Genomic DNA, 22520 nt, shown 5'->3' on the forward strand with positions numbered 1-22520 from the left:
GGGGCGCCGTGACGATCGCGCCACTCGATCAGTCTTGCCTCAGGCTGGTTCAATTCGAGTCGCTTTCGGCTGCGCTGTCACGCGCGAGTTCGGCTTGTTTCTCCGGGGTCAGCTTGAGGATGCCGTGACGAATCTCGCGGCTGAGGATCAAGCGCGCATCGGTGGCAACCGCGGCGAGTGAGGCATCGAAGGCGAGCTTGCCGGCATCGTCGTTCCACACCACGCGGCGTTCGCGCAATTTCTGGATGAAGCCGCGGAACAGGCTCTTGTCGAAGAATTCGGGTGCATTCAGCTCCTGCAGCAGCGACAGCCGCTGCGCGCTGAGCGTGCACAGATTCTCGAGCTCGGCGGAAGTCAGCGTGCCCGAGCCGTTCTTCACCAGCAGCGCGAGCGCGATGTAGTAGCGCTCGATCGCCGGCAACAGGTTGTCGGCCAGCGCACGCAACTGGAAGGCCGCATCGGTCTGACCCGGTCCGCGGCTGATGATGCGACCATCCGCGCTGGCGTGCAGCAGATCGCGGGCGACGAGGAAATCGATTGTCTGCTGCACGCGCGTACCGAACTCTTCTTCGTCCCAGGGCAGGAACAACTCGGCCTGGACGAACGGATAGACGATGCGTCCCAGACGCAGGATCGAGGAGCGCGCGATGCGTCGATTGTTGAGCAGGCAGCAGGCAACCCACGCCGCGCAGGCGAACAGGTGGCTGACATTGTTGCGGAAATAGCTGAGCAGAACACCGGCCTTGTCGTCGGCAACCAGCACATCGCCAAGCGGATGACTGACGCGGCGGATCCATTGCATGCTCTCGCCATAGGCGATGATCTGCGTGGCCGGCAGCGCGGAAACGGTGACGCGCGTCGAATACGGCAGTGCCTGCAGCAGCTCTTTCGACAAATCGAGCTGGGCGAGCAGATCGGTCTCGGACATCGCATGCTTGGGCGTGGCAAGCAGGGTGATGCCGAGCAGATTGACCGGATTGACGTCCGCGGCGCGATTGATGTTGACGAGGATGCGCTCGCCGAGCACGTCGACCGCGCTCTTGAGCCAATTGGGCTTGGCTTCGGGATCGGCGGTCGCAGCGCGCCAGTCGGGCTCGATCTCGTCGAGCAGCGGGGTGAGAAACAGCGCTTCGCCGAAATTGACCGAGACCGCACCGTAATTGCGGCGCAAGACGCCGAGATTGCGCAACATGCCGCCCCAGGATTCCTTTTCCTTGGGCTTGCCGGAAAGCTCGCCGATGTAGGACTCGCCTTCCATGACCTTCTCGTAGCCGATGTAGACCGGCTGGAACACCACCGGGCGATCAGGCTGGCGCAGGAAGCTGCGCAGGGTCATCGACAGCAAGCCGCCGCGCGGCGCGAGCATGCGTCCGGTGCGCGAGCGTCCGCCTTCGATGAAGTACATCAGCGAAATCCCGCGCGCGATGAGCTGGCTCATGTATTCGCGGAACACCGTCGAATAGAACGGATCGCTGAAACTGCGGCGCAGGAAGAAGGCGCCGCCCCGGCGCAGCAGGCCGCCGATCACCGGCAGGTTGAGATTGACGCCGGCGGCGATGTGCGGCACCGCCAGGCCATTGCGATAGAGCAGGTAGGGCAAGAGTGCATCGTCGGTGGTGCTGCGATGGCAGGGCACGAAGATCACTTCGTGACCCGGCGCGATCTCGCGCAACTTGTCGAAGTGATGCATGTGCACGCCGCGATAGATCTTCTCCCACAGCGCGGTGAGCAGGAACGAGGCAGAGCGCACCACCAGATGCGACTGGTCCGCGGCGATTTCCCAGGCAAACGCGCGCGCCTTGGCGGCGGCGGCCTCGCGCGGGATGCCTTCGCGATTGGCATGGGCATCGATTGCCTGCTGAACCGGTGCGGCATTGACCACGCCATCGATCAGGGTGCGCCGGTGCGAAAGATCGGGGCCGATCACCGCGGCGCGCACGCGGCGGAAATGCACGCGCACGATGCGCTGCAATTTGCGCACGCCACGCTCGGTGCTGCTTTCGCCGGCGACGACGTCGCGCAGGCTTACCGGCGCGGCAAATTCGACCAGCGTGTCACGGCCATTGAGCGCGAGCGCGAGCAGGCGGCGGAAGCGGCCGACGACGACCCAGTTTTCGGAGAACAGAACGCTGAACCAACCCGACTCACGTTGTGGCGCGCGACCGACGAAGATCGATACCGGCACCAGACGCACGTCGAGTTCGGGTGCACTGCGCACGGCCTCGGCGAGCAGGCTGAGGGTTTCCGAGCGGGTCGGATGCGGCGCGCGTCCGAACATCGGCGGCCGGCGCGAGAGCGTGATCACGGCGCGGCGACGACCGATCGGCAAGCGTTCGGCTGCCGCATAGGGCGAGGGCAAGCCGGCTTCCTGGCAGGCCTGTTCGAGAATCAGATTGTCCGACAGACCGTAGCGCTCGATGAGATACACCGTCGGACGCGGATCGTCGGGCAGCAGTGAAAGCACGTCCTCGGGCGTGCGCTGGATGCGCACCCAGGGCCGCAGCAAGCTGCCGAGGATGCGCAGCCAACGCGGCGCCTGCACGCCTGATTGCGGTGCCGGCGCAGGAGATGGGTCGTTCATGCGCGCAGTCTAGCGGATGTGAAAAGTCCCGCCTTGCGCGGGACTTTGCGACAGCGAACACGCATCACGCCGCATTCGCCTGCGGGCCATGCCGCGCATGACCCGCGCTGGAGAGGGCAAGACTCAGCCCTGTGCTTCGGGCTTTTCCGCCGACTCCGCGGCTGGCGCCACCTCGGGTGTGGCAGCTTCATCGGCGGCCTTGGCCGCGGCCTTGTCCTTGATCTTCTCGATGGTGTCCTTGCCGTACCAGCGGCCGTCGACGTTGACCATGTCGGCCTCGCCGGTCAGCGGCGTGCCCAACAGCGTGTAGGCGATCTTGATCTTGGCGGTCTTGCCGTCGTTGCTGACGACTTCGGGCTTGATCGAATCGAGCGTCTGGTCGAACGAGAAGCCATAGACGTTGAGGGCCGCCTTGAACGCGGCAAATGCCGTCTTGCCCTTTTCCATGCCCTGCTCGTAGCTCAGCGCGCGCGCCTCGTCGATCGACTTGAGGTTGAGATCACGCGCCGCCTTGACCACGATCGCGATCACCTGCTTGACCTTGGCCGGATCGGTGAAGCGGGTCTTGGTGACCCAGGCACCGAGCGCGTTGATCGCGGCCAGGGCCTGTTGCTTGGATTCTTCGGACATGTCCTTGTTCTGCTGCACCATGCCCTGCAGCCAACCCGATCCCATCGCCACGTACATCGGAATCTGCTGCTGGTACTGCGCATCGAAGGCGGTGAGCTGCGGTTCGATTTCGGCGTAGATCTTCTCTTCGGCGTCGGGGGCGGTGAGCTTGCCGATGGTATCGGCGAACTTCTGCCGCTCTTCGTCGGTGATCGGATCCTGATCCTTGTTCCAGTCGGCCTTGATCTTGGCGAACTCGGCGGGCGGCAGCGAATTCTTCATGAGACCGTCGAAATCACCCGCCTTGAGCAGCTTGACCGAAGCCATCAGCGCGCCATCGGGCGAGGTCGCAGCAGCGGCTTGCTCGGCGGGCGCGGTTTGCGGCTCCTTCTGGCAGCCGACGGCAACGAGGGCGAGCGCACTGAGCAAGGCAATGCGAAACAGGGGCTTGTTCATGATTGGATCCAGGATTCCAGGTGGGATTGCGGGAGCGGCACTCTAGCAGATCGGCCCCACGCGGCCGGTTGCCGAAAGGCACAAAAAGAAAGCCCGGGCGATGGGAATCGTCCGGGCCAAGTTCCGGTCAAGCCGGAGGAGGAAGTCTGGCGTCCTTGCGATTTCGGGATACCACCACGAACTCGAAAAAACCATGCGCGGACTATAGTTGGCGATCAATCTTTACGCAATACTTCAATATGATCGATACAAGTTGTTGATCAATAACGAAGATTATCGAGCTTTTCCTGGCGCCTTTGTGCGGGCGGCTGCTTCCAGTCGTTGCCGAACAGGGCCGGCTCCCAGGAGCCATAGGTCGGGTTGGGCAGCACGAACCAGCGCTCGCCGATCCAGGGCAGATAGGGTTCGACCGCAGCCTTGCGTTGGGCCAGCGTGTTGGGGCGGGCCTCGAGGAAATCGCCCAGCTGATCACCGAACTGCATGAGCACGCGATAGCGCTGGCCGATCAGGCGCCGCCGGCAACTCTTGTCGCTCTTGCCCTGTGGCGTGCAGCCGGGGACATCGGTGCCCTGCCCGAGAAAGACTTTCTCGCCCGCAGCGATCGGAAAACCCTCGCTGCTCAGGTTGGCGAGCGTGACTTCGTTGAGCTCCGTGTCGCGATTGGACAGATAAAACACGGTTACGCCGTGTTTGGCTGCAAAATTCGTGAACTCGCGCGCGCCGGGCAGGGCCTTGGCTGCCTTTTCCTCGCACCACTGCGTCCACAGCGCGTCTTCATGGGTCTTGCCCGCGCGCACCAGTCGCGCCGCATACGGCGAGTTGTCGAGCACGGTTTCGTCGATGTCGAGAATGATCGCCGGCTTGAGCTTGCGTACCGGGCCGCTGCGGTCCGCGTGCGCCAATGCGTCCCAACTGCGATCCTTGAGCGCGCGTGCGAGGGTGTCGGTGGCGTCGCGGTAGACCTCGAGATAGATGAGGTCGTGCTCGATCGCGGTCTGCGACCAGGCCACCGCATTGAGATTGTCGTTGGGTGCAGGCCCGCTCACCGCAGGTGCGGGCACCGGCATCGCGGCTGGCGTGGCGGGCGGTGCGGATACGGGTCGGCTTGCGGGCGTGGCACAGGCACCGAGCAGCACTGACAGCAACACCACGATGAACGAATGACGATGGGGATTCATTGCAACTCCGAAATGGACATTGACGGGTTCAGCCAAGGCACCTTGGCACCAAGCGGCACCGTGCTCGGCCCTTCCACTCCAGGTCGGGGCGCGTTGCGCAATGCCGGCCGGCGACGGCCTGCTAGGATCACCGCTGAAGTTTAAAGCACCCCGACGCAGCATCGTTGCCGCGCCGGCACGGAGACCTGATGAGTCCGATCGCCAACCTGCGCTTCACCCTCGCCGCCTGCATCATCGCCGCACTTGCGTTGCTGGCGGTGCTGCACCTGCACCTGCTGTCGGCCCTGATCGCGGGCCTGTTCGTGTTTGCGTTGATCGACATGCTGGCGCCGCATGTGCAGCGCTACCTGCCGCGCTCGAACGCATACCGCATTGCGGTGTTCGTGCTGAGCGTGGTCGTGGTCGGCCTGATCACCCTGGCCGTGCTCTTGACGATTTCACTGGTGCGCAAGGAGATCGGCGATCCCAAGGTGTTTTTCGACAACCTCAATCCCCTGCTCGATCGCGCCCGCGGCCAGTTGCCCGGCTGGATCGTCGATCACCTGCCCGACAACATCACCGAAATGCGCGTGGCCGCGCTCGACTGGCTGCGCCAACATGCCAGTACGCTGCAACTGGCCGGCAAGGCGGCAGCACGCAGCCTCGCGCACCTTCTGATCGGCATGGTGCTGGGCGCGATGATTGCGCTCGCCGCCAATGGCAGTCGGGGCCAGGGCCGCACGCCCTTCATCGCCGCGCTGCACGCGCGCAGCCGCAACCTGCTCGACGCCTTCCGCGACATCGTCTTCGCCCAGGTCAAGATCTCGGCGATCAACACCGTGCTCACCGGCATCTTCCTGCTCGCCTTGTTGCCGCTGTTCAGCACGCCGATTCCGTTCGCCAAGACCCTGGTCGTCATCACCTTCATCGTCGGCTTGCTGCCGGTGGTCGGCAACCTCGTCTCCAACACCGTGATCTTCATCGCCGCGCTGTCGGTGTCGTTCGGCGACGCGGTCGCCGCGCTGACCTTCCTCGTGCTCATCCACAAGCTCGAGTACTTCCTCAACGCGCGCATCGTCGGCACCCAGATCCACGCCCGCGCCTGGGAACTGTTGGTGGCCATGCTGGTGATGGAATCGGCCTTCGGCATCGGCGGCCTCATCGCCGCACCGATCTACTACGCCTTCCTCAAGCGCGAGCTGGCCGAGGCGAAACTTGTTTGATCGAGTTCACGAAATTCGGGCTTGACGCCCCCCCCCCCGCCGTCCTTCACACTCATGATGCGCCACAGATGATTGGCGCACTCACCCATGGAAAAGGAGAGAGTTCCGTGAAGTACATCATATCCACATCGCTCGCACTGTTTTGTCTTGGCTTGGCTTTTGGCGCATCGAAAGCAAGAGCCGAAGAATCGGTCATCATTGATCACACCGAGTTCACTTGTACAAATGCGTGCGAGGTTTATGTCTTGCCAAACGGTGGTTGGGGTGTTCGTGATTGCTGCGGTGGATCCATTATCCGGATCGTTCTTGTACGTAAATAGTCCGTCTGGGCCTTACCCGTAGCTGCAGTTCGGAGATGATCGTGGTGAAGTGGAAATCAGCGTATGGTTTTGTTTTGGCGATCATTGCGATCATCTCTTTTCTTTATTTTTTTACCACTGACGCGCATCAGTCAATTGTCATAACCAAAGAAAATCAGCAAAAAGTTGACAAGCCAAAGGTGCCACCGATCGAAGAACTGCCTCTCGCCATTGAACACGTCCACGCGAACAAGGGCCGCGGCACATCGCAAGAAATTCCGAAGGGTGATGAAGTCCCGCCGCATGGCAAAAAGGGCGGATTGACACTTCATGAACGATCGATACCCATCGAAAGAGGTCTGCTCGCTGGAGACAGCATCAACTTTCTCGGCATCAGGTCAGCCTTGGCTTCTCCGGACTTCTTGAATTTCGTGGCGGAGCTCAGGGATCAGGCTGCCGATAACCAACTTGCCAACGACGTAAATCAGTTATATGAAAGCGCTTTGACTGCTGAGGTCAGCAAATTCAATAATTCGATCATGCGGGTAAATGCTTTTTCCTGTGGAACAATATTTTGTGCGGGATCGATCACTGTAAATGACGAAGAATCATGGAAGGCTTTCATGGCGTCTTTCCAAGGTGAAGGGAAGTCGCCAAGCTACGTTTTTACCGATTTCCCTGTCACTATCGATGATAGCCGTACTGAACATCGTTTCATGTTCTCCACCGATGCAAGCAATTCGTCGGATATTCAAGTGCGGCCGTAGCAAGCACGCTTGTTGCACATCGGGACTTGCGTGCTTCAATCACCGAGCAAGGCGGCCAGACGCGCCAGATGCGAAGCGGCCATTTCCTGCTTGAGTGCGGTGTCCTTTTCCTCATCGCGTCCTGACCAGTGCAGATCATCGGCCGGCAGTTCCATGAGAAAGCGACTGGGCAGGTTGGCGAGGATCTCGCCGAAGCGCTTGCGGCGTTTCGCATACGACAGCGCAAGGTGTTGCTTGGCACGGGTGATGCCGACATAGAGCAGGCGGCGTTCCTCTTCGAGACGTCCTTCCTCGACGCTGCCCTCGTGCGGCAGGGTGGCGTCATCGACACCGACCAGAAACACGCTGCCGAATTCGAGGCCCTTGGCCGCATGCAGGGTCATCAAGCGCACGGCGTTGCCGGGATCATCGCGGTCACCATGCGTGAGCAAGGCGAGCTGCGCGGCAAGGTCGCCGGCGCCGCGACTGTCCATCGCGCGCAGCCATTCGACCAGCTCGCGCAGGTTTTCCAGACGCCGCTCGCGCAGCGCCGGCTCCTTGATCTGCGCGCCCAGATGTTCGGCATAGCCGATGCGCGCGATCAGGGCTTCGACCAGATCAGCCGCGGCATCGTGTTCGGCGCGCGCCGAGAATTCACCCATGAGCTTGGCAAAACCATGCAGCGATGAGGCCGCGCGCCCGCCAAGCTGGTTGAGCACGGCGTCGCTGTGAGCGGCATCGAGCAGGGATGAATGCCGTGCGCCGGCCAGTTCACCCAAACGTTCGAGCGTCGTCGCACCGATGTCGCGGCGTGGCAGGTTGACGATGCGCAGAAACGCGGCGTCATCGTCGGGATTGGCGATGAGGCGCAGGTAGGCGACGAGATCCTTGACCTCGGCGCGATCGAGAAAGGCGGTGCCGCCGCTGACGTGATAGGGCAGGCGCGCAAGCCGCAGCGCTTTCTCCAGCGCGCGCGACTGGTGATTGCCGCGATAGAGCACCGCGAACTGGCTCCACGGCAGCTTGTGTCGCTGCGCCAGATGCGCGATCGCCGCGGCCACGCATTCGGCCTCGTGCTCATCGTCACGGCATTCGAGCACGCGGATCGGATCGCCTTCGCCCTGCTCGCTCCAAAGGCGCTTGTCGAACAGGTGGTCGTTGTGCGAAATCAGCGCGTTGGCCGCACGCAGGATGCGCCGCGCGCAGCGGTAATTCTGTTCGAGCTTGACCACGCGCAGGGTTGGATAGTCGCGCGCGAGTTCATGCAGATTCTCCGGATTGGCGCCGCGCCAGGCGTAGATGCTCTGGTCGTCGTCACCCACCACGGTGAACGCGCCGCGCTCGCCCGCGAGCATCTTGATCAGCCGATACTGCGCGGCATTGGTGTCCTGATATTCGTCGACGAGCAGATAACGCAGGCGCTCGCGCCACGCAGCGCGGATCTCGTCATTGCCATCGAGCAGCGCCAGCGGCAGGCGGATCAGATCATCGAAATCCACTGCATTGAATGCAGCCAGACGCCGCTGATAGCCGGCATACAGCGTGGCCGCCTCGCGCTCGCGCGCACTGCCCGCCTGCGCCGCCGCCTGCTCGGGGGTGAGGCCCTCGTTCTTGGCGCGGGAAATCAGCGACTGCAGCGCAAACAGCGCATCGGGCTTGATGCCCTTGGGCGCAAGTTCCTTGATCAATCCCTGCGCATCATCGGCATCGAGCACCGAAAAGCCGCGGCGCAGGCCCGCGTGCGCATGTTCGATCTGCAGGAATTTGAGGCCCAGTGCGTGGAAAGTGCAAACCGAGAGTCCCTGCGCGTCGTCGTTGCGCAGCAGACGCGCAACGCGCTCGCGCATCTCGCGCGCCGCCTTGTTGGTGAAGGTGATCGCGGCGATCTTGCCCGCCGACATCTGCTTGCGCCGGATCAGGTGAGCGATTTTCTCGGTGATCACGCGCGTCTTGCCAGAACCCGCGCCGGCGAGCACCAGCATGGGGCCGTCGCTGTATTCGACCGCGGCGCGTTGTTGCGGGTTGAGGCTCATCGGCTCGCACCGGAAGGAGAGCGAGATTGTGCCGCACCGCTTGCCATGCTGACAGCTTGACAGTGAATCGAACTCGCTGCGTTCAGTAGATCTCGGCGACGCAACAACGCAGGCTGCCGCCGGCCTTCTCGATCTCGGCGAGATCGACTGCGCCGATGGCGAAACCCTGACGCGCAAGCGCCGCGCGCTGTGCGGGCGTGAGTGCGGCCTCGGCGCGCGCGCTCAGCCAAACCCGCTGCGAGTTGAGCGCGATCGCATTGCCGGCATAGGCGGCCTTCTGCGCGGCATCGAGCCAGATCGCGCCTTCGCCATACACGTCGGCGATCGCCTGCGCATCCTCGCTGCGCGCAAAGCCATCGGCTGCGATCAAGGCGGCACGTCCGGCGAGCACCGCGAGCACGACATTGGTGTGGTACTCGCCCGCAGCAAGCGGGAAGGCGAAGCTCAGGCGCAGACCGAAGGCCGCGTGCATCGCGCGGACGCCATCGAGATCGCAGCGCTCGGACAGGCCGCAGTAGCCAATGCCACGCGCGCGGTCGATTACCAGCGCGCCAGTGAGTTCAGCCACGAAGGTTTCTTGCGAGAAATCGATTACGCCATAGCCGAGCACATCACGGAAATAGGCGCGGATATCAACGCGCCGCGCCTCGCGCTGGCGCACGGTGTGGCGCATGCGTCCGACGATCAAGCGCCCATGGGTGGTCGCGAACACGTTGTTGGGAAACATGCCATCGGCGCAGTCGGGATCGCCCGCGAACAGCGTCACCGGCACATCGACACCGAGCGCAAGCGCGAGTGCATCGTGCTGCGCGCGCGCGCGCGCCAGATCGATGACGCCCGCGTCGAGCATGTAGGCGTTGTCCTGCGCCGACTCGACAGCGAGCGCCGCGCTCGCAGGCGCAACGAGGAAGGCGCCGCGCGCGGTTGCGGGACGACAAGGTGGATACCCTTCTGCGCTGTACGCGGCGCGAAACTGGGCAGCACTGGTGACGATCATCGATGACCCCGGGATGCGGCGGAATGGCGAAAGCAGGCGAGCAGATGGTCATTGACCATGCCCGCGGCCTGCATGAAGGCATAGCAGATCGTCGGGCCGACGAAGCGGAAGCCGCGCTTGCGCAGCGCCTTGCTCATGCGCTCGGACGTCTCGTCGCTGGCCGGCACCTCGCGCGCCTGCGTCCAGCGATTGCGGCGCGGCTTGCCATCAACGAAGGACCACAGATACGCATCGAGCGAGCCGAATTCGGCAATCACCGCCTGGGCCGCGCGCGCACTGCTGCGCACCGCGCCGAGCTTGAGCCGGTTGCGGATCAGACCGGGATCGTCGAGCAGGCGCGCGAGCTGCGTGTCGGTGAGACGCGCGCAGTGCTCGATGTCGAAGTCCTTGAACACTTGACGATAACGTGCACGTTTGTCGAGTACGGTGCGCCATGACAGTCCCGCCTGCGCGCCTTCCAGACACAGCAATTCGAACAGCGCGCGATCGCCATGCAAGGGCACGCCCCATTCGTGGTCGTGATAGTCACGCAGGCTGTCGCTACCGGCAGCCCAGTCGCAGCGGGTGGGTTCGGGCATTGGAGCGAGCCTGCTCGGTGGTGATCGGGGGCCGTATGATACGCGGCCTTCATCGCCCGCCGGATCGCGCATGACGCCCCGTTTGTCTCCGCGCCACCCTGCCCTGCTCGCGCTCGCCATCGTCAGCCTGGTGTGGAGCTACAACTGGATCGTGATGAAGCAAGCGCTCGCTTATGCCGGGCCGATCACGTTCTCGGCCTGGCGTTATGGTTTGGGCACCTTGGTGCTGTTTGCTGTCTTGCTGTTGCGCCGTGAAGCACTGCGGCCACCGCCGCTGTGGCCGACCCTGGCGATCGGTCTGGCGCAGACCACGGGCTTCCAGCTGCTGGTGCAGGCGGCGCTGCTTGCCGGCGGTGCCGGTCGCACCGCCTTGCTCGCCTACACCATGCCGTTCTGGGTGGTGCTGATCAACTGGGTCGCATTTGCGCAATGGCCGACGCGGCGCCTGTGGCTCGGCCTTGCGATCGCCTGCGCCGGCCTGCTGCTCGTGCTCGAACCCTGGCATGGCATGGGCGACTCGGTGGCGAGTACGTCGATGGCGCTCGGTGGTGGCGTGAGCTGGGCGATCGGCGTGGTGCTGAGCAAGCGCCTGTTCGAACGTGGCGGCGTGGGCGCGCTTTCGCTGACAGCATGGCAGATGCTGTTCGGCACTGCCGTCATCATCCTCGTCGCCCTGCTCGTGCCCGAACGTGCGGTGGCGTGGACGCCGCAATTCATCGGCGCACTCGCCTACAACGTGCTGCTCGCCTCGGGCCTCGCCTGGGCACTGTGGTCGTTCATCGTCGCCGAACTTCCGGCCAACGTCGCCGGCTTGTCGTCCTTGGTGATACCGGTGCTCGGCATCGGTTTTGCGTGGCTCGTGCTCGGCGAACGGCCGGGCGCGGGCGAAAGCATCGGCGTGCTGCTGATCGTGTTCGCGCTCGCCTTGGTCAACCGCCGTCGCGCGACTTGATCGATACCGGCGCAAGACCGGCAAGACAGGCATCGAGATCGACGTTGCCGCCGCTGAGCACGATGCCCACGCGCTTGCCTGCGAAACGCTCGCGCCGTGCCAGCACCGCCGCGAGCGCGATTGCCGAAGACGGCTCGACGAGGATCTTGAGGCGCTCCCAGATCAGTCGCAGCGCGGCGAACGTCGCCGCATCGTCGAGCGTCGTCACCTGTACCGAATGCGCGCGCAACAGCTCGAAGTTGATCGCGCCGATGAGGCCACGCAGGCCATCGCAGAAGGTTTGTGGCACGAGTTCGGTGACGCGCGTGCCGCTGCACAGCGAGCGCGCCGCATCGTCGGCGCCACGCGGTTCGGCGCCATGGATCTCGATGCGAGGATCGATGCCATGCGCGGCAATCGCGCAGCCGCCGATCAGGCCGCCACCGCCGATCGGCGCAACCAGCGCATCGAGCGTGCCTGCCTCCTGCAGCAGCTCGAGCGCGAGCGTGCCTTGCCCGGCGATCACGCGCGGATCGGTGTAGGGATGGATCAAACTGGCGCCGGTCTGCGCGCGCACCGCTTCGGCCATCGCCTCGCGCGCGACCATCGTCGGTGCGCAGCGGTGCAGCACGGCGCCGGCAGCGGTGATCGCGGCGAGTTTGGCCGCAACCGCGCCTTCGGGCACGACCACGTGCGCGGCGATGCCGCGCGTGCGCGCGGCCAAGGCCAGGGCCGCGCCGTGGTTGCCCGAGGAATGCGTGACCACGCCGCGCGCTGCCGTCGCCGCGTCGAGTGACCACACCGCGTTGCAGGCGCCGCGGAATTTGAAGGAGCCGGCGCGCTGGAAGCTCTCGCACTTGAACAGCAAGGTCGCACCGGTGAGCACATCGAGGCTGCGCGAATGCAGCACCGGCGTGCGCTGCGCATGCGGCGCGATGCGCGCGGCGGCGGCGGCGATTGCGGCTGAATCGGGAACTGCACATTCGCTCGGCGTCATCGCGGTTCGGTGTTGCCGGGATCGCCGTCACCATAGCAGGCCGCGCAGGGGCTTGCGCCCACGGCATTGGCGGTCGACGGCGGTTGCGGATAGTTTGTCATTCCCCTTTTCGCCCATGCCCGCCCCGATGCCCGCAGCCCAAGGCGCCAAACCGACGATTCATTTGCGCGACTATTGCGCGCCTGCCTGGCAGATCGACGCGGTCGAGCTCGAGTTCGATCTCGATCCGGCAGCAACCCTCGTGCATGGTCGCCTGCACCTGCGCCAGTGCGAGGCCGGGGCGATGCTGCGCCTGGATGCCGAAGCGCTCGAAGTGCTCGAAATCCGCGTCGATGGCGTGCTGCTCGAAGCTGCGCAGTGGCAGCTCGACGCGCGCGGACTGACGCTGCCGGACGTACACGGCAGGATCGTGGTGGACACGCTGGTGCGTATCGCACCCGAGCGCAACACCACGTTGCAGGGGCTCTACACCAGCGGCCCGGCCGAACGGCGCTTCCTGCTCACGCAGTGCGAGGCCGAAGGCTTTCGCCACATCACGCCATTCATCGATCGCCCTGACGTGCTGGCCCGCTACACGGTGACGCTGCGGGCCGACCGCGCGCGCTTTCCGCTCTTGCTCGCCAACGGCAACCAGGTGGAATCCGGCGTGCTCGCCGATGGTCGGCATTTCGCGCGCTTCGTCGATCCGCATCCAAAACCCTGCTACCTGTTCGCACTGGTGGCCGGCGAACTCGCGCAAATCGAAGACGAGTTCGTCACGCGCGAAGGTCGCCGCGTGCGCCTGTTCATCCACGCCGAAACCAGTGCGATCGGTCGCTGCGACTGGGCCATGCAGTGCCTCAAGCAGGCGATGGCCTGGGACGAAACGCGTTTCGGCCGATGTTACGACCTCGACGTGTTCCACATCGTCGTCACCCACGATTTCGCCATGGGCGCGATGGAGAACAAGAGCCTCAACATCTTCAACGCCAAGTACCTGCTGGCTGACGCCGACAGCGCCACCGATGATGATTTTCGCCATGTGCTCGCGGTGGTCGGCCACGAGTATTTTCACAACTGGAGCGGCAATCGCGTCACCTGCCGCGATTGGTTCCAGCTCAGCCTCAAGGAAGGTCTGACGGTCTACCGCGAGCAGGAATTCGAGTCCGACGTCGCCTCGCGCACGCTGCGCCGGATCGACGATGTGCGCACGCTTTGGCGCGCGCAATTCGCCGAGGATGCCGGTCCGCTGGCGCATCCGGTGCGGCCCGACCGCTACAGCGAGATCAACAATTTCTACACCGCAACCGTCTACGAGAAGGGCGCCGAGATCGTACGCATGCTCGCCACCCGCCTGGGTCGCGACGGGTTTCGGCGCGGCCTGGATCTGTATTTCGAACGCAATGACGGCCACGCTGCGACAGTCGAGGATTTTCTTGCCGCACTCGGTGATGCCAATGGCACCGATCTCACGCCGTGGCTGGCGTGGTACGCGCAAGCCGGCACGCCCGAGTTGCATGCGCACGGCGAGTACGACGCGCAGCGCCGCGAGTACGTGCTCAGCGTGCGCCAATCAACCGCGCCGACGCCGAATCAGGCCGACAAGCAGGCCTTGCCGATTCCGATCGCCCTGGCCCTGCTCGGCAGCGACGGTCAGGCCTTGCCGCTGCGTCTGGCGGGCGAGTCCGTGGCTGGGGCATGTGAGCGCGTCGTGCTGTTCGACCGCGACGTGGCCGAGTTCCGCTTCGTCGGAGTTGCCGCCGCGCCGACGCCTTCACTGCTGCGCGGTTTCTCCGCGCCGGTGCGCCTGCGCGTGGATACCGACATCGCGCATCTGCTGCTGCAGGCACGCCACGATTCCGACGGCTTCAACCGCTGGTTCGCTGCCGATACGGTGGCGCGTCGGCTGTTTGCACACGTGCTCGCACACGGCACGGCAGAGTCCGCCACCCTTGATCAATTTGCCGCAGCGCTCGCCGCTGTACTTGCCGATCACGATTTGGATCCCGCCCTGGTCGCCGAGATGCTCACGCTCGCCGACGCCCACTCGCTCACTGACGGCATGCAGGAGATCGATCCCGAAGCCGTGCATGCGGCGCGCGGCATGCTCGAGCGCAGCCTTGCCGAGCGGCTCGCCACGGGTTTGCTGCAGCGTTACCACGCCTTGGCAGACGAGTCCGGGACGCCCACGCAGACAAGCGCCGGCGCTGCGCGCCGGCGTCTGCGCAACGCCTGCCTTGCTGCGCTGGTGCGCGTGGATGAACGTCATCACGGTCTTGCCGGCAGCCACTATGCGCAGGCGCGCACCCTCACCGATCGCCTCGCGGCACTGGCCGCGCTCGCGGCCGTCGGCGCCGCCGATGCCGAGTCGATGATGGAGGATTTCGGTCGGCGCCATGAGGACGATGCCCTCGTGCTCGACAAATGGTTTGCGCTGCAGGCTGCGCAGCCGCAACCGTCCACTCTCGAGCGTTGCATCGCCCTGAGCAGCCACACCGCATTCCAGTGGAGCAACCCGAACAAGGTTTACGCCCTGGTCGGCGCGCTGGCGATGCGCAACCAGCGCGTGTTCCATCGCGCCGATGGCGCCGGCTACCGCTTCCTTGCCGACGCGATCGCCCGCGTCGATGCACTGACACCCCAGGTTGCGGCGCGGCTGGCCACCGCCTTCGGTCCGTGGCGGCGTTACGAATCCACGCGCGCCGCTCGCATGCGCGGCGAACTGGAACGCCTGCGTGCCTGCAGCGGACTGTCAGCAGACCTCGCCGACATACTCACGCGCCTGCTGGCCTGAGGGCATGCGGGGCCCGCCGCAGACACAAAAAAAGAGGCCGCACACAGTGCGGCCCCTTTCCCCTGTTCCACGGCGTACTCGTTGCGGATGCTCAAGCCGGCAGTCGGCTCAGGGCTTCCTGGATTCGGGCGCAGCGCGATTCGATCGCCATCACGGCATCGTTGCCGGCAGGCTTGGCGGCGCTGCGCACGTTGTCGAGAACCATCTCGAGTCGACCCAGTTCGACCATCAGCTCATAGCGCTGGAAAAGCGGGGTCGGAATCACGTTGGTGTCGGGTCGCATGACGGTGTCCTCGGTTTACGGGTTTGGCAAAACGGATGTAGCAACCATCGTGCCAACTGCATCACAGCCATTGGGTGAACCGGGTCCCGACGTGGATTCGTCGCAATCTGACAGCAACCGGCAAAGTCGCGCAGACAAGCTGACCTTTAGCGACTAGAATCACAGACACCGAGGCGCAATGGGGATAAGGTCGCCGCGGGACTGTTCGTTTGAGTTGGCGTGCAACGGCGCCGACGATCTTTCACTGGCGCCCGGCACACGGTCCTCTTGGATTCCCCCTGTTCCTACGACCGCCGGGCGCCAGCCTTCTTTTTTCGACTTGCAATGCGCACCTGCGCACGCTCGGCATGCCTGCGGAATTCGATATTCGGGAGTGTGCGCGAAAGGGCGCCAGGGAAGTGCTCCCACCGACGCAAGCCGGCCCCTGAATTCCGGCATCGGCGTGCTCGCAAACGCCGTGCGTCGGTGGGAGTGTGCAAGGACGGGTGCAGAAAGCATGCCAACACCCCGGCGGGTGTTGTCCTAGAATGCGCGTCCACGCGGTCCGCCCAGGCCGCCCGGATCGTGCAGATGAGCCGTTTTGATGTAATCGTCGTCGGTGGCGGCCATGCCGGCACCGAAGCCGCGCTGGCCAGTGCGCGCTGCGGCGCGCGCACCTTGCTGCTCACGCACAACATCGAGACGATCGGCCAGATGAGCTGCAATCCGGCGATCGGCGGCATCGGCAAGGGCCACTTGGTGCGTGAAATCGACGCGCTGGGCGGCGTCATGGCCTGGGCAGCCGATCAGGCTGGCATCCAGTGGCGCACGCTCAATGCCTCCAAGGGTCCCGCGGTGCGCGCCACCCGTTGCCAGGCCGACCGGGTTTTGTACAAAGCGGCCATTCGGCGTCGGGTCGAGACACAGCCCGGTCTGTCGCTGTTTCAGCAAGGCGTCGACGCCCTGCGCATCGAGGGGGGGCGCGTCACCGGCGTGGTCACCCAATCGGGGCTGGAATTCCACGCCGCGGCCGTGGTGCTCACGGTCGGCACCTTTCTCGCCGGCAAGATCCATGTCGGCATGACCCAGCAGCCGGGCGGCCGTGCCGGCGATGCGCCGGCGCTGAGCCTGGCGCACATGCTGCGCAGCCTCGACCTGCCGGTGGGTCGCCTCAAGACGGGCACGCCCCCGCGCCTGGACGGCCGCAGCATCGATTTCAGCCTGCTCGAGGAGCAGCCCGGCGATGAGCCGGCACCGGTGTTCTCCTTCCTCGGTTCGCGCGCCGATCATCCGCGCCAGGTGAGCTGCTGGATCACCCACACCGACGAGCACACTCACGACCTCATCCGTGGCGCACTTGACCGCTCGCCGCTCTATGGCGGCGTGATCGAAGGTGTCGGGCCACGCTACTGCCCGTCGATCGAGGACAAGGTGGTGCGCTTTGCCGACAAGGCCTCGCATCAGATCTTTCTCGAACCGGAAGGCCTCGATACCCACGAGATCTATCCCAACGGCATTTCGACCTCGCTGCCGTTCGACGTGCAGGTCGAACTCGTGCGTTCGATCCGCGGGCTCGAAAACGCCCACATCACGCGGCCCGGTTACGCGATCGAATACGACTACTTCGATCCGCGCGCGCTCAAGGATTCGCTGGAGACCAAGGCCATCGAAGGACTGTACTTCGCCGGCCAGATCAACGGCACCACGGGCTACGAGGAAGCCGCCGCGCAAGGTCTGATCGCCGGCCTCAACGCCGCGCGCGCGACACGCGAGCAGGCGCCGTGGACACCTCGCCGCGATGAAGCCTACATCGGCGTCCTGATCGATGACCTCATCACCAACGGCACCAGCGAGCCCTATCGCATGTTCACCTCGCGCGCCGAGTATCGACTGCAATTGCGCGAGGACAATGCCGACCTGCGCCTCACCGAGCGCGGCTTCGAACTCGGCTGCGTCCCGCAGGATCGCTTCGACGCCTTGCGCCGCAAGCGCGAGGCGGTGGAACGCGAACAGGCACGGCTGGCGGCGTTGTGGGCATCGCCGGTCAATGCACTCGGCCGCGCATTGAGCGCGGGACTGGGCATCGAGCTGTCACGCGAAACCAGCGCGCGGGATCTGCTGCGCCGCCCGGGCGTCGGTTATGGCGAGCTGGTCGCCGTCGAGGGCTTCGGCCCGGGCGTTGCCGAAGCGGCGGTCGCTGAGCAAGTGGAAGTCGGCATCAAGTACGCCGGTTACCTCGAGCGCCAGAACGAGGAAATCGCGCGCAATCGCCGCCACGACGACACCGTGATTCCCGCGGATTTCGATTTCGAACGCGTGCGCGGCCTGTCGGCTGAAGTGCTCGCCAAGTTCAGCCAGGCGCGCCCGCAGACGATCGGCCAGGCGCGCCGGATTGCCGGCGTTACGCCGGCGGCGGTATCGCTGCTGCTGGTCCATCTGCGTCGCGGCCTGCGCCACGTCGCCTGAAACCGGTCCGGAAGGGGCGACCCGCCATGCGCATCCTGGTGGTCGAAGACGACGCCCTGGTTGCCGACGCGATCCGGCGCGGATTGGAGTCGGCGGGCCATGCGGTGGATCGCGTCGATTGCGCCGAACATGCGCGCACCGCACTGGCAGCCGAGAACTTCGATCTGGCGATCATCGACATTGGCCTGCCCTGCAGCAACGGCCTGAGCCTGCTGCGCAGCCTGCGCCAAGACGGGCTCGCGGTGCCGGTGCTGATCCTCACCGCCCGCGATGGCCTCGCCGATCGCGTCAATGCGCTCGATCTGGGCGCCGACGACTACATGGTCAAGCCATTCGCGATGCCCGAACTGGTGGCGCGCTGTCGCGCACTGATCCGCCGCAGTCGCTCGGCGGCAAGCGCGCTGCTGACGATCGGCGCGCTGGCACTGGATCTGGGCGCCCATCGCGTCGAAGTGGATGGCAGCGTGGTGGAGTTGACGCGTCGCGAATGGGCCGTGCTCGAATGCCTGGCACTCAATGTCGGCCGTGTCGTGGCCAAACCCAAGCTGCTGCAGGCGATCGTCAACTGGGATGCCGAAATCGGCGCCAACGCGATCGAAGTCTACGTTTCGCGCCTGCGCAGCAAGCTCGGTGCCAGCGTGCCGATCCGCACCGTGCGTGGCATCGGCTACCGCCTCGATGACGGCAGCCACTGAACCCCGCGTGATCTCGATCAAGTGGCGGCTGCTCGGCCTGCTGCTGGTTCCGTTGACCGTGCTGCTTGGCCTGGGCCTGTTCATCGATTACCGCACCGGCGTCGCCTCGATCGGTGGCGTCTACGACCGCGCACTCGGCGAAACCGCCTTGGCGATTGCCGCTCATCTGCGCGATGCCAATGGCGATGGTCACATTGATTTCGATTTGCCGCCGCAAGCAATCGCCGCGCTGCGCACACGCGGCAGCGACACGGTCGCTTACGCCGTGCGCCGCATTGACGGTGTTCTGGTTGATGGCGATGCCGACCTCGGTTTCGTGCTGCCGGCCAGCGAACAGGCGCAACTGTTCGATGCGAAGTTGCGCGGCAAACCGGTGCGTGTGGCGGTACATGCCGCGCAGGTTGACCGTACTCCGCTGGTGGTCGCAGTGGCGGTTTCAACTCATCAGCGCGATTCGGCGTTGCGGCGCATCCTTGCCAGCATCGTCCTCACCGACCTCATCCAGTTGATCGGCACGCTGGCGCTGGTCTGGATCGGCGTGCGTCACGGGTTGCGCCCGCTGCGCAACCTTGGCGAACAGATTGCGCAGCGCTCGGCTCGCGACCTCGCACCGCTGCAGGACACCGCGATACCGGCCGAGGTGCGTCCCCTGGTGCATACGCTCAATGCCTTGTTCGACACCGTGCGCGGTGCCGCGCGCGCGCAGCAGCAGTTCACCGCCGACGCCGCCCACCAACTGCGCACCCCATTGAGTGGGATCATCGCGCAACTCGAAGTGCTCGAACGCGAACCGGTCTCCGCGGAATTGCGCGCGCGCCTGCTGGCGCTCCACGGCGGCTGCGTCCGGCTTGCGCATACCGCCCACCAATTGCTGACTCTGGCACGCTCGGAACCGAGCGCAATCACCCACGAGGACTACGCCCGCGTCGATCTCGAACAGCTGGTCACCGAGGCCGTCTCCCACAGTCTCGATCGCGCACTCGACGCCGGCCTGGACTTTGGTGCCGAATGTGCGCCCGCGCAGGTGCTGGGCAATCCTTGGCTGTTGCGGGAACTGCTCGGCAATCTTGTCGACAACGCGCTCGCCTACACGCCGCGCGGTGGCCGCGTCACCTTGCGCTGCGGCGATGATGGTTGCGCTGGCTGGCTTGAAGTCGAGGATGACGGAGCCGGCATCGCGGTCGACCTGCGCGCACAGGTGCGCGAACGCTTCGTGCGCCTGCCGGGCTCACCCGGCAACGGCTGTGGCCTGGGTCTGGCCATCGTCGATGAAATCGCACGCGCCCACGAAGCCGAGTTCAGCCTGGACAGCGGCAGCAACGGCCGTGGCACCCGCGCGCGCGTGCGCTTTCGGCATGCGAGCGCCGAGCCTGTCAGCTTGCCGACAGCCAAGCCGCAGTAGTCTCGCGCCGCGATCAGCGCGGTCAGCCTTCACCCCAGAGAATCTGCCGTCGCCTCGCCCAAAGGCGGCCCACTCCCAGGATGGGCCGCCTTTTTCATTCGAAGCCGTTGGCAAAAACCAGATCCGGCGCCCATTCCCAGGCACCGATGTCGATCGCGCCCGACTGGATTCGCACCACACGGTTGGTCGAGTGCAGATAGGCGAACAGCGGTGCGAGTGATTCACCCGCGGCGCTGCCTGGTGCCACGCCGGCATCGATCGCGGGCGAGCCTGCGGCCAGGCGATAGTCGTATTGCGCAGCATTGACGAACAGCGGATCCACGCCGCTGAGGTTGTGATCGAGCACGGTGTCGGCGCGGCTGCTGAGCGTGCCGGGACCGGCGAAGAGGTTGTTGCGCGCGAGCGCCGGCGTGGTGAGCGCGCTGCCCAGCTGCAGAAAGGTGCCATTGCCACGATCGTTGACGAAGGTGTTGTTGACCACGAACAGACGCGTGTCGGGATTGGCCGTGGCCGGCTCGCTCAGATAATCGAGCAAGGCGCCATTCTGCGAACTTGCCGGCTGCTCGATGAAGTTGCCGATCACGAATGAGAGACCACCGCTGGGCATGCTCAATTCGTAACTGGCGCTGGCGCCGGCTTCGCCGGTGAGGCGGTTGTAGAGGATCTCGTTGCGCAGCGCGCGCGTCTTGAGCAGGTGTCCGACCACCGCATCGTGTGACCAGTTCCAGCGGAACACCAGGGCGGCGACGTGGTTGATGTAGAGGTTGTGCGAATAGCCGTCGCCATAGCCGTTGTGGGCGAATTCGCTGTACTCGATCGTGATCGTGCTCGCGGCATTGTTGCCGGCGAGAATGCCGTTCTCGTTGTCGTGAAAATACGCGCGGCGTACGGTCAGATTGGCACCTTCCTGGCGGATGCCCGCGCCGTTCTGGTCGGGTACATGGCAGCCGGACAACTCGATGTTCTCGATCGTGGTGTCATTGCCCGCGATCACCCAGATCGCCTTGCCCTGCGCGTTCTGCCCGGCGGCATCGATGTGCGGGCGACCGTTGATGCCGATCAGCGAGAGGCCGTTTTTGGACCAGGCGCAGACATCGCCGGCGTAGTTGCCGGCGGCATCGATGAGGATGGTGTCGCCATTGCTGGCCGCGGCGATCGCCGCGCAGGGTTTGGCGTAGGGCTGGCCGGGGCCGACCTGCAGGGTTGCCGCATCGAGCAATGTCGCCGCGCTCGCCGCGAGCGCACCCAACAACAGATTTGACCCTGAATGCTTCACCGCGCTGCTCCGGCCATGCTGTGCGGGCGCAGTCTGCGAGCGCCGTGCGGCACCCGCAAGCAGGCGCCGCACAAGGCGTGATGGTTTGCGCAATTATTTCTTGCGGGTCGCGTCGTAGCGTTCCTGCGCCATGCGCTGGGCCTTGACCGCGGCATCGTGCATCGCCTCGACCTCGGCCTGTGCCACTTCGCCGCCGCCACGCTTTTCGTTGACCAGCAACTTGCCGTCAGCGTCCCAGCCCACCGCGGCGCCACCCTTCTGCTGCACGTACATCGGCTTGCCATCCTTGCTGAAGCCGTAGTGGACCGCGCTGCGGCCACCGGCGTCGAGCTCGGTGTTGACGCGCACGAAGCGCACCACGTTGCTCTCGACAAACGCGTCCCAGGCGATCGACGCGGTGTCGGTGGTATAGGCACCATTGACGGTCTTCATGCCGCCGATGCGACCCTGCAACTTGTTGAACTCGGCCTTGAGCGCTTCGGCCGGGGTGGCTTCGGCGGTGAGCATGATCTGCACATTGGTGCCCGCGCCATGCGTGAGCACCGGCGTGGCGAGGCCCGCCTGGAAGCGGCGGTCGCCGTCGACCAGCACTGCGCGGACCTCGTAGGTGCGCGAGGGTTCGACGCGGGCGCGGTCGAAATCGAGGCTGAAATTGAACGGCGGATTGCCGCTGACATCGAAGGTCTTTTCAGCCAGCGGCGCATCGGGCAGCGCCGAGTCGATCAGGCGCGTGTTGAGTTTGGCGCCGGCACCGATCGTCATCGGATCGTGCAACAGCACCTGCGCGCTGATGGTGTTGCCGGCGGCCACGCCGTTGCTTGCGGCCGCCTTGCTGGTCGCCTGCTGGTCGGCGCCGTTGCAGCCGCCAAGGATCGCGAGCGCGGCGAGCGCCGCGAGCCATTGAATCCGCATGTTCTTCACTCCTGAAATGAAACGAAAGCCATCGTATTTTTGTGCCACGCTGTTCCGGACTTCGGGGTGGCGGGGAAATGCAACTGTACGCCGCCGACGCTTGGACGGCCAGACGCGGCAGCCGCGG

Annotated in this window: 18 protein-coding genes; 8 read left to right on the forward strand and 10 right to left on the reverse strand. The window is 65.0% G+C overall.

Annotated elements, in window-relative coordinates:
- Positions 1-49: 49 nt before the first annotated feature.
- The 3 genes from plsB to KF759_RS00260 form a co-directional block, all read right to left on the reverse strand.
- A complete protein-coding gene (gene plsB / locus KF759_RS00250) occupies positions 50-2581 on the reverse strand; it encodes a glycerol-3-phosphate 1-O-acyltransferase PlsB (protein WP_291222134.1) in 2532 nt (843 codons plus the stop codon).
- A gap of 123 nt (positions 2582-2704) precedes the next feature.
- Positions 2705-3646: a hypothetical protein gene (locus tag KF759_RS00255; RefSeq protein WP_291222135.1), complete on the reverse strand. Its 942-nt coding sequence runs from the start codon at positions 3644-3646 to the stop codon at positions 2705-2707.
- 260 nt (positions 3647-3906) lie between these two features.
- Positions 3907-4824, reverse strand: a complete 918-nt coding sequence (locus tag KF759_RS00260) for an HAD family acid phosphatase (RefSeq protein WP_291222136.1) — start codon at positions 4822-4824, stop codon at positions 3907-3909.
- Between the two features lie 188 nt (positions 4825-5012).
- Here KF759_RS00260 and KF759_RS00265 point away from each other — a divergent pair, with 188 nt between their 5' ends.
- The 3 genes from KF759_RS00265 (at position 5013) to KF759_RS00275 (ending at position 7092) form a co-directional block, all read left to right on the forward strand.
- Positions 5013-6026, forward strand: a complete 1014-nt coding sequence (locus KF759_RS00265) for an AI-2E family transporter (RefSeq protein ID WP_291222137.1) — start codon at positions 5013-5015, stop codon at positions 6024-6026.
- Positions 6027-6133: 107 nt separating this feature from the next.
- The gene (locus KF759_RS00270) at positions 6134-6346 is read left to right on the forward strand and encodes a hypothetical protein (protein WP_291222138.1); all 213 of its coding nucleotides are present in this window, start codon (positions 6134-6136) and stop codon (positions 6344-6346) included.
- A 35-nt stretch (positions 6347-6381) separates the two neighbouring features.
- Entirely contained in the window at positions 6382-7092 is a 711-nt protein-coding gene (locus KF759_RS00275; RefSeq protein ID WP_291222139.1) for a hypothetical protein, read from the forward strand.
- A 35-nt stretch (positions 7093-7127) separates the two neighbouring features.
- On the opposite strand, the gene KF759_RS00280 is transcribed toward KF759_RS00275, so the two are convergent.
- The 3 genes from KF759_RS00280 to KF759_RS00290 all read right to left on the reverse strand — a co-directional run bounded on the left by KF759_RS00280 (position 7128) and on the right by KF759_RS00290 (position 10679).
- Positions 7128-9104 (reverse strand): UvrD-helicase domain-containing protein, encoded by a 1977-nt coding sequence (locus KF759_RS00280; RefSeq protein WP_291222140.1) that lies wholly within the window; start codon positions 9102-9104, stop codon positions 7128-7130.
- 82 nt (positions 9105-9186) lie between these two features.
- Positions 9187-10101 (reverse strand): arginine deiminase-related protein, encoded by a 915-nt coding sequence (locus tag KF759_RS00285; protein ID WP_291222141.1) that lies wholly within the window; start codon positions 10099-10101, stop codon positions 9187-9189.
- Positions 10098-10679, reverse strand: a complete 582-nt coding sequence (locus tag KF759_RS00290) for a DNA-3-methyladenine glycosylase I (RefSeq protein WP_291222143.1) — start codon at positions 10677-10679, stop codon at positions 10098-10100. The genes KF759_RS00285 and KF759_RS00290 overlap by 4 nt, the downstream gene beginning before the upstream one ends.
- Before the next feature lie 70 nt (positions 10680-10749).
- Here KF759_RS00290 and KF759_RS00295 point away from each other — a divergent pair, with 70 nt between their 5' ends.
- Complete coding sequence (locus KF759_RS00295; RefSeq protein WP_291222145.1) at positions 10750-11631, forward strand: DMT family transporter; 882 nt, start codon at positions 10750-10752, stop codon at positions 11629-11631.
- On the opposite strand, the gene KF759_RS00300 is transcribed toward KF759_RS00295, so the two are convergent.
- Positions 11609-12607: a pyridoxal-phosphate dependent enzyme gene (locus tag KF759_RS00300; protein WP_291222146.1), complete on the reverse strand. Its 999-nt coding sequence runs from the start codon at positions 12605-12607 to the stop codon at positions 11609-11611. The genes KF759_RS00295 and KF759_RS00300 overlap by 23 nt on opposite strands.
- 115 nt (positions 12608-12722) lie before the next feature.
- On the opposite strand from KF759_RS00300, the gene pepN reads away from it, so the two are divergent.
- Entirely contained in the window at positions 12723-15380 is a 2658-nt protein-coding gene (gene pepN / locus KF759_RS00305) for an aminopeptidase N (RefSeq protein WP_291222147.1), read from the forward strand.
- Between the two features lie 91 nt (positions 15381-15471).
- Here the strand turns inward: pepN and KF759_RS00310 are convergent, their stop codons facing one another.
- A complete protein-coding gene (locus KF759_RS00310) occupies positions 15472-15663 on the reverse strand; it encodes a hypothetical protein (RefSeq protein WP_291222148.1) in 192 nt (63 codons plus the stop codon).
- A gap of 570 nt (positions 15664-16233) precedes the next feature.
- Between KF759_RS00310 and mnmG the strand changes: the two genes are divergently transcribed.
- From mnmG to KF759_RS00325, 3 genes are read left to right on the forward strand one after another with little or no spacing between them, the layout of a single operon-like run.
- A complete protein-coding gene (mnmG, locus tag KF759_RS00315) occupies positions 16234-18108 on the forward strand; it encodes a tRNA uridine-5-carboxymethylaminomethyl(34) synthesis enzyme MnmG (RefSeq protein WP_291222149.1) in 1875 nt (624 codons plus the stop codon).
- Positions 18109-18134: 26 nt separating this feature from the next.
- Positions 18135-18803: a response regulator gene (locus KF759_RS00320; RefSeq protein ID WP_291222151.1), complete on the forward strand. Its 669-nt coding sequence runs from the start codon at positions 18135-18137 to the stop codon at positions 18801-18803.
- Between the two features lie 7 nt (positions 18804-18810).
- Positions 18811-20205, forward strand: a complete 1395-nt coding sequence (locus KF759_RS00325) for a sensor histidine kinase N-terminal domain-containing protein (protein ID WP_291222153.1) — start codon at positions 18811-18813, stop codon at positions 20203-20205.
- 94 nt (positions 20206-20299) lie between these two features.
- Here KF759_RS00325 and KF759_RS00330 read toward each other — a convergent pair whose 3' ends face one another.
- Both KF759_RS00330 and KF759_RS00335 read right to left on the reverse strand, forming a co-directional pair.
- The gene (locus KF759_RS00330; RefSeq protein ID WP_291222154.1) at positions 20300-21481 is read right to left on the reverse strand and encodes a right-handed parallel beta-helix repeat-containing protein; all 1182 of its coding nucleotides are present in this window, start codon (positions 21479-21481) and stop codon (positions 20300-20302) included.
- A gap of 93 nt (positions 21482-21574) precedes the next feature.
- Positions 21575-22393 (reverse strand): YbaY family lipoprotein, encoded by an 819-nt coding sequence (locus KF759_RS00335; RefSeq protein WP_291222155.1) that lies wholly within the window; start codon positions 22391-22393, stop codon positions 21575-21577.
- Between the last annotated feature and the right edge of the window lie 127 nt (positions 22394-22520).

Source organism: Dokdonella sp., assembly GCF_019634815.1.
Lineage (GTDB): Bacteria > Pseudomonadota > Gammaproteobacteria > Xanthomonadales > Rhodanobacteraceae > Dokdonella_A.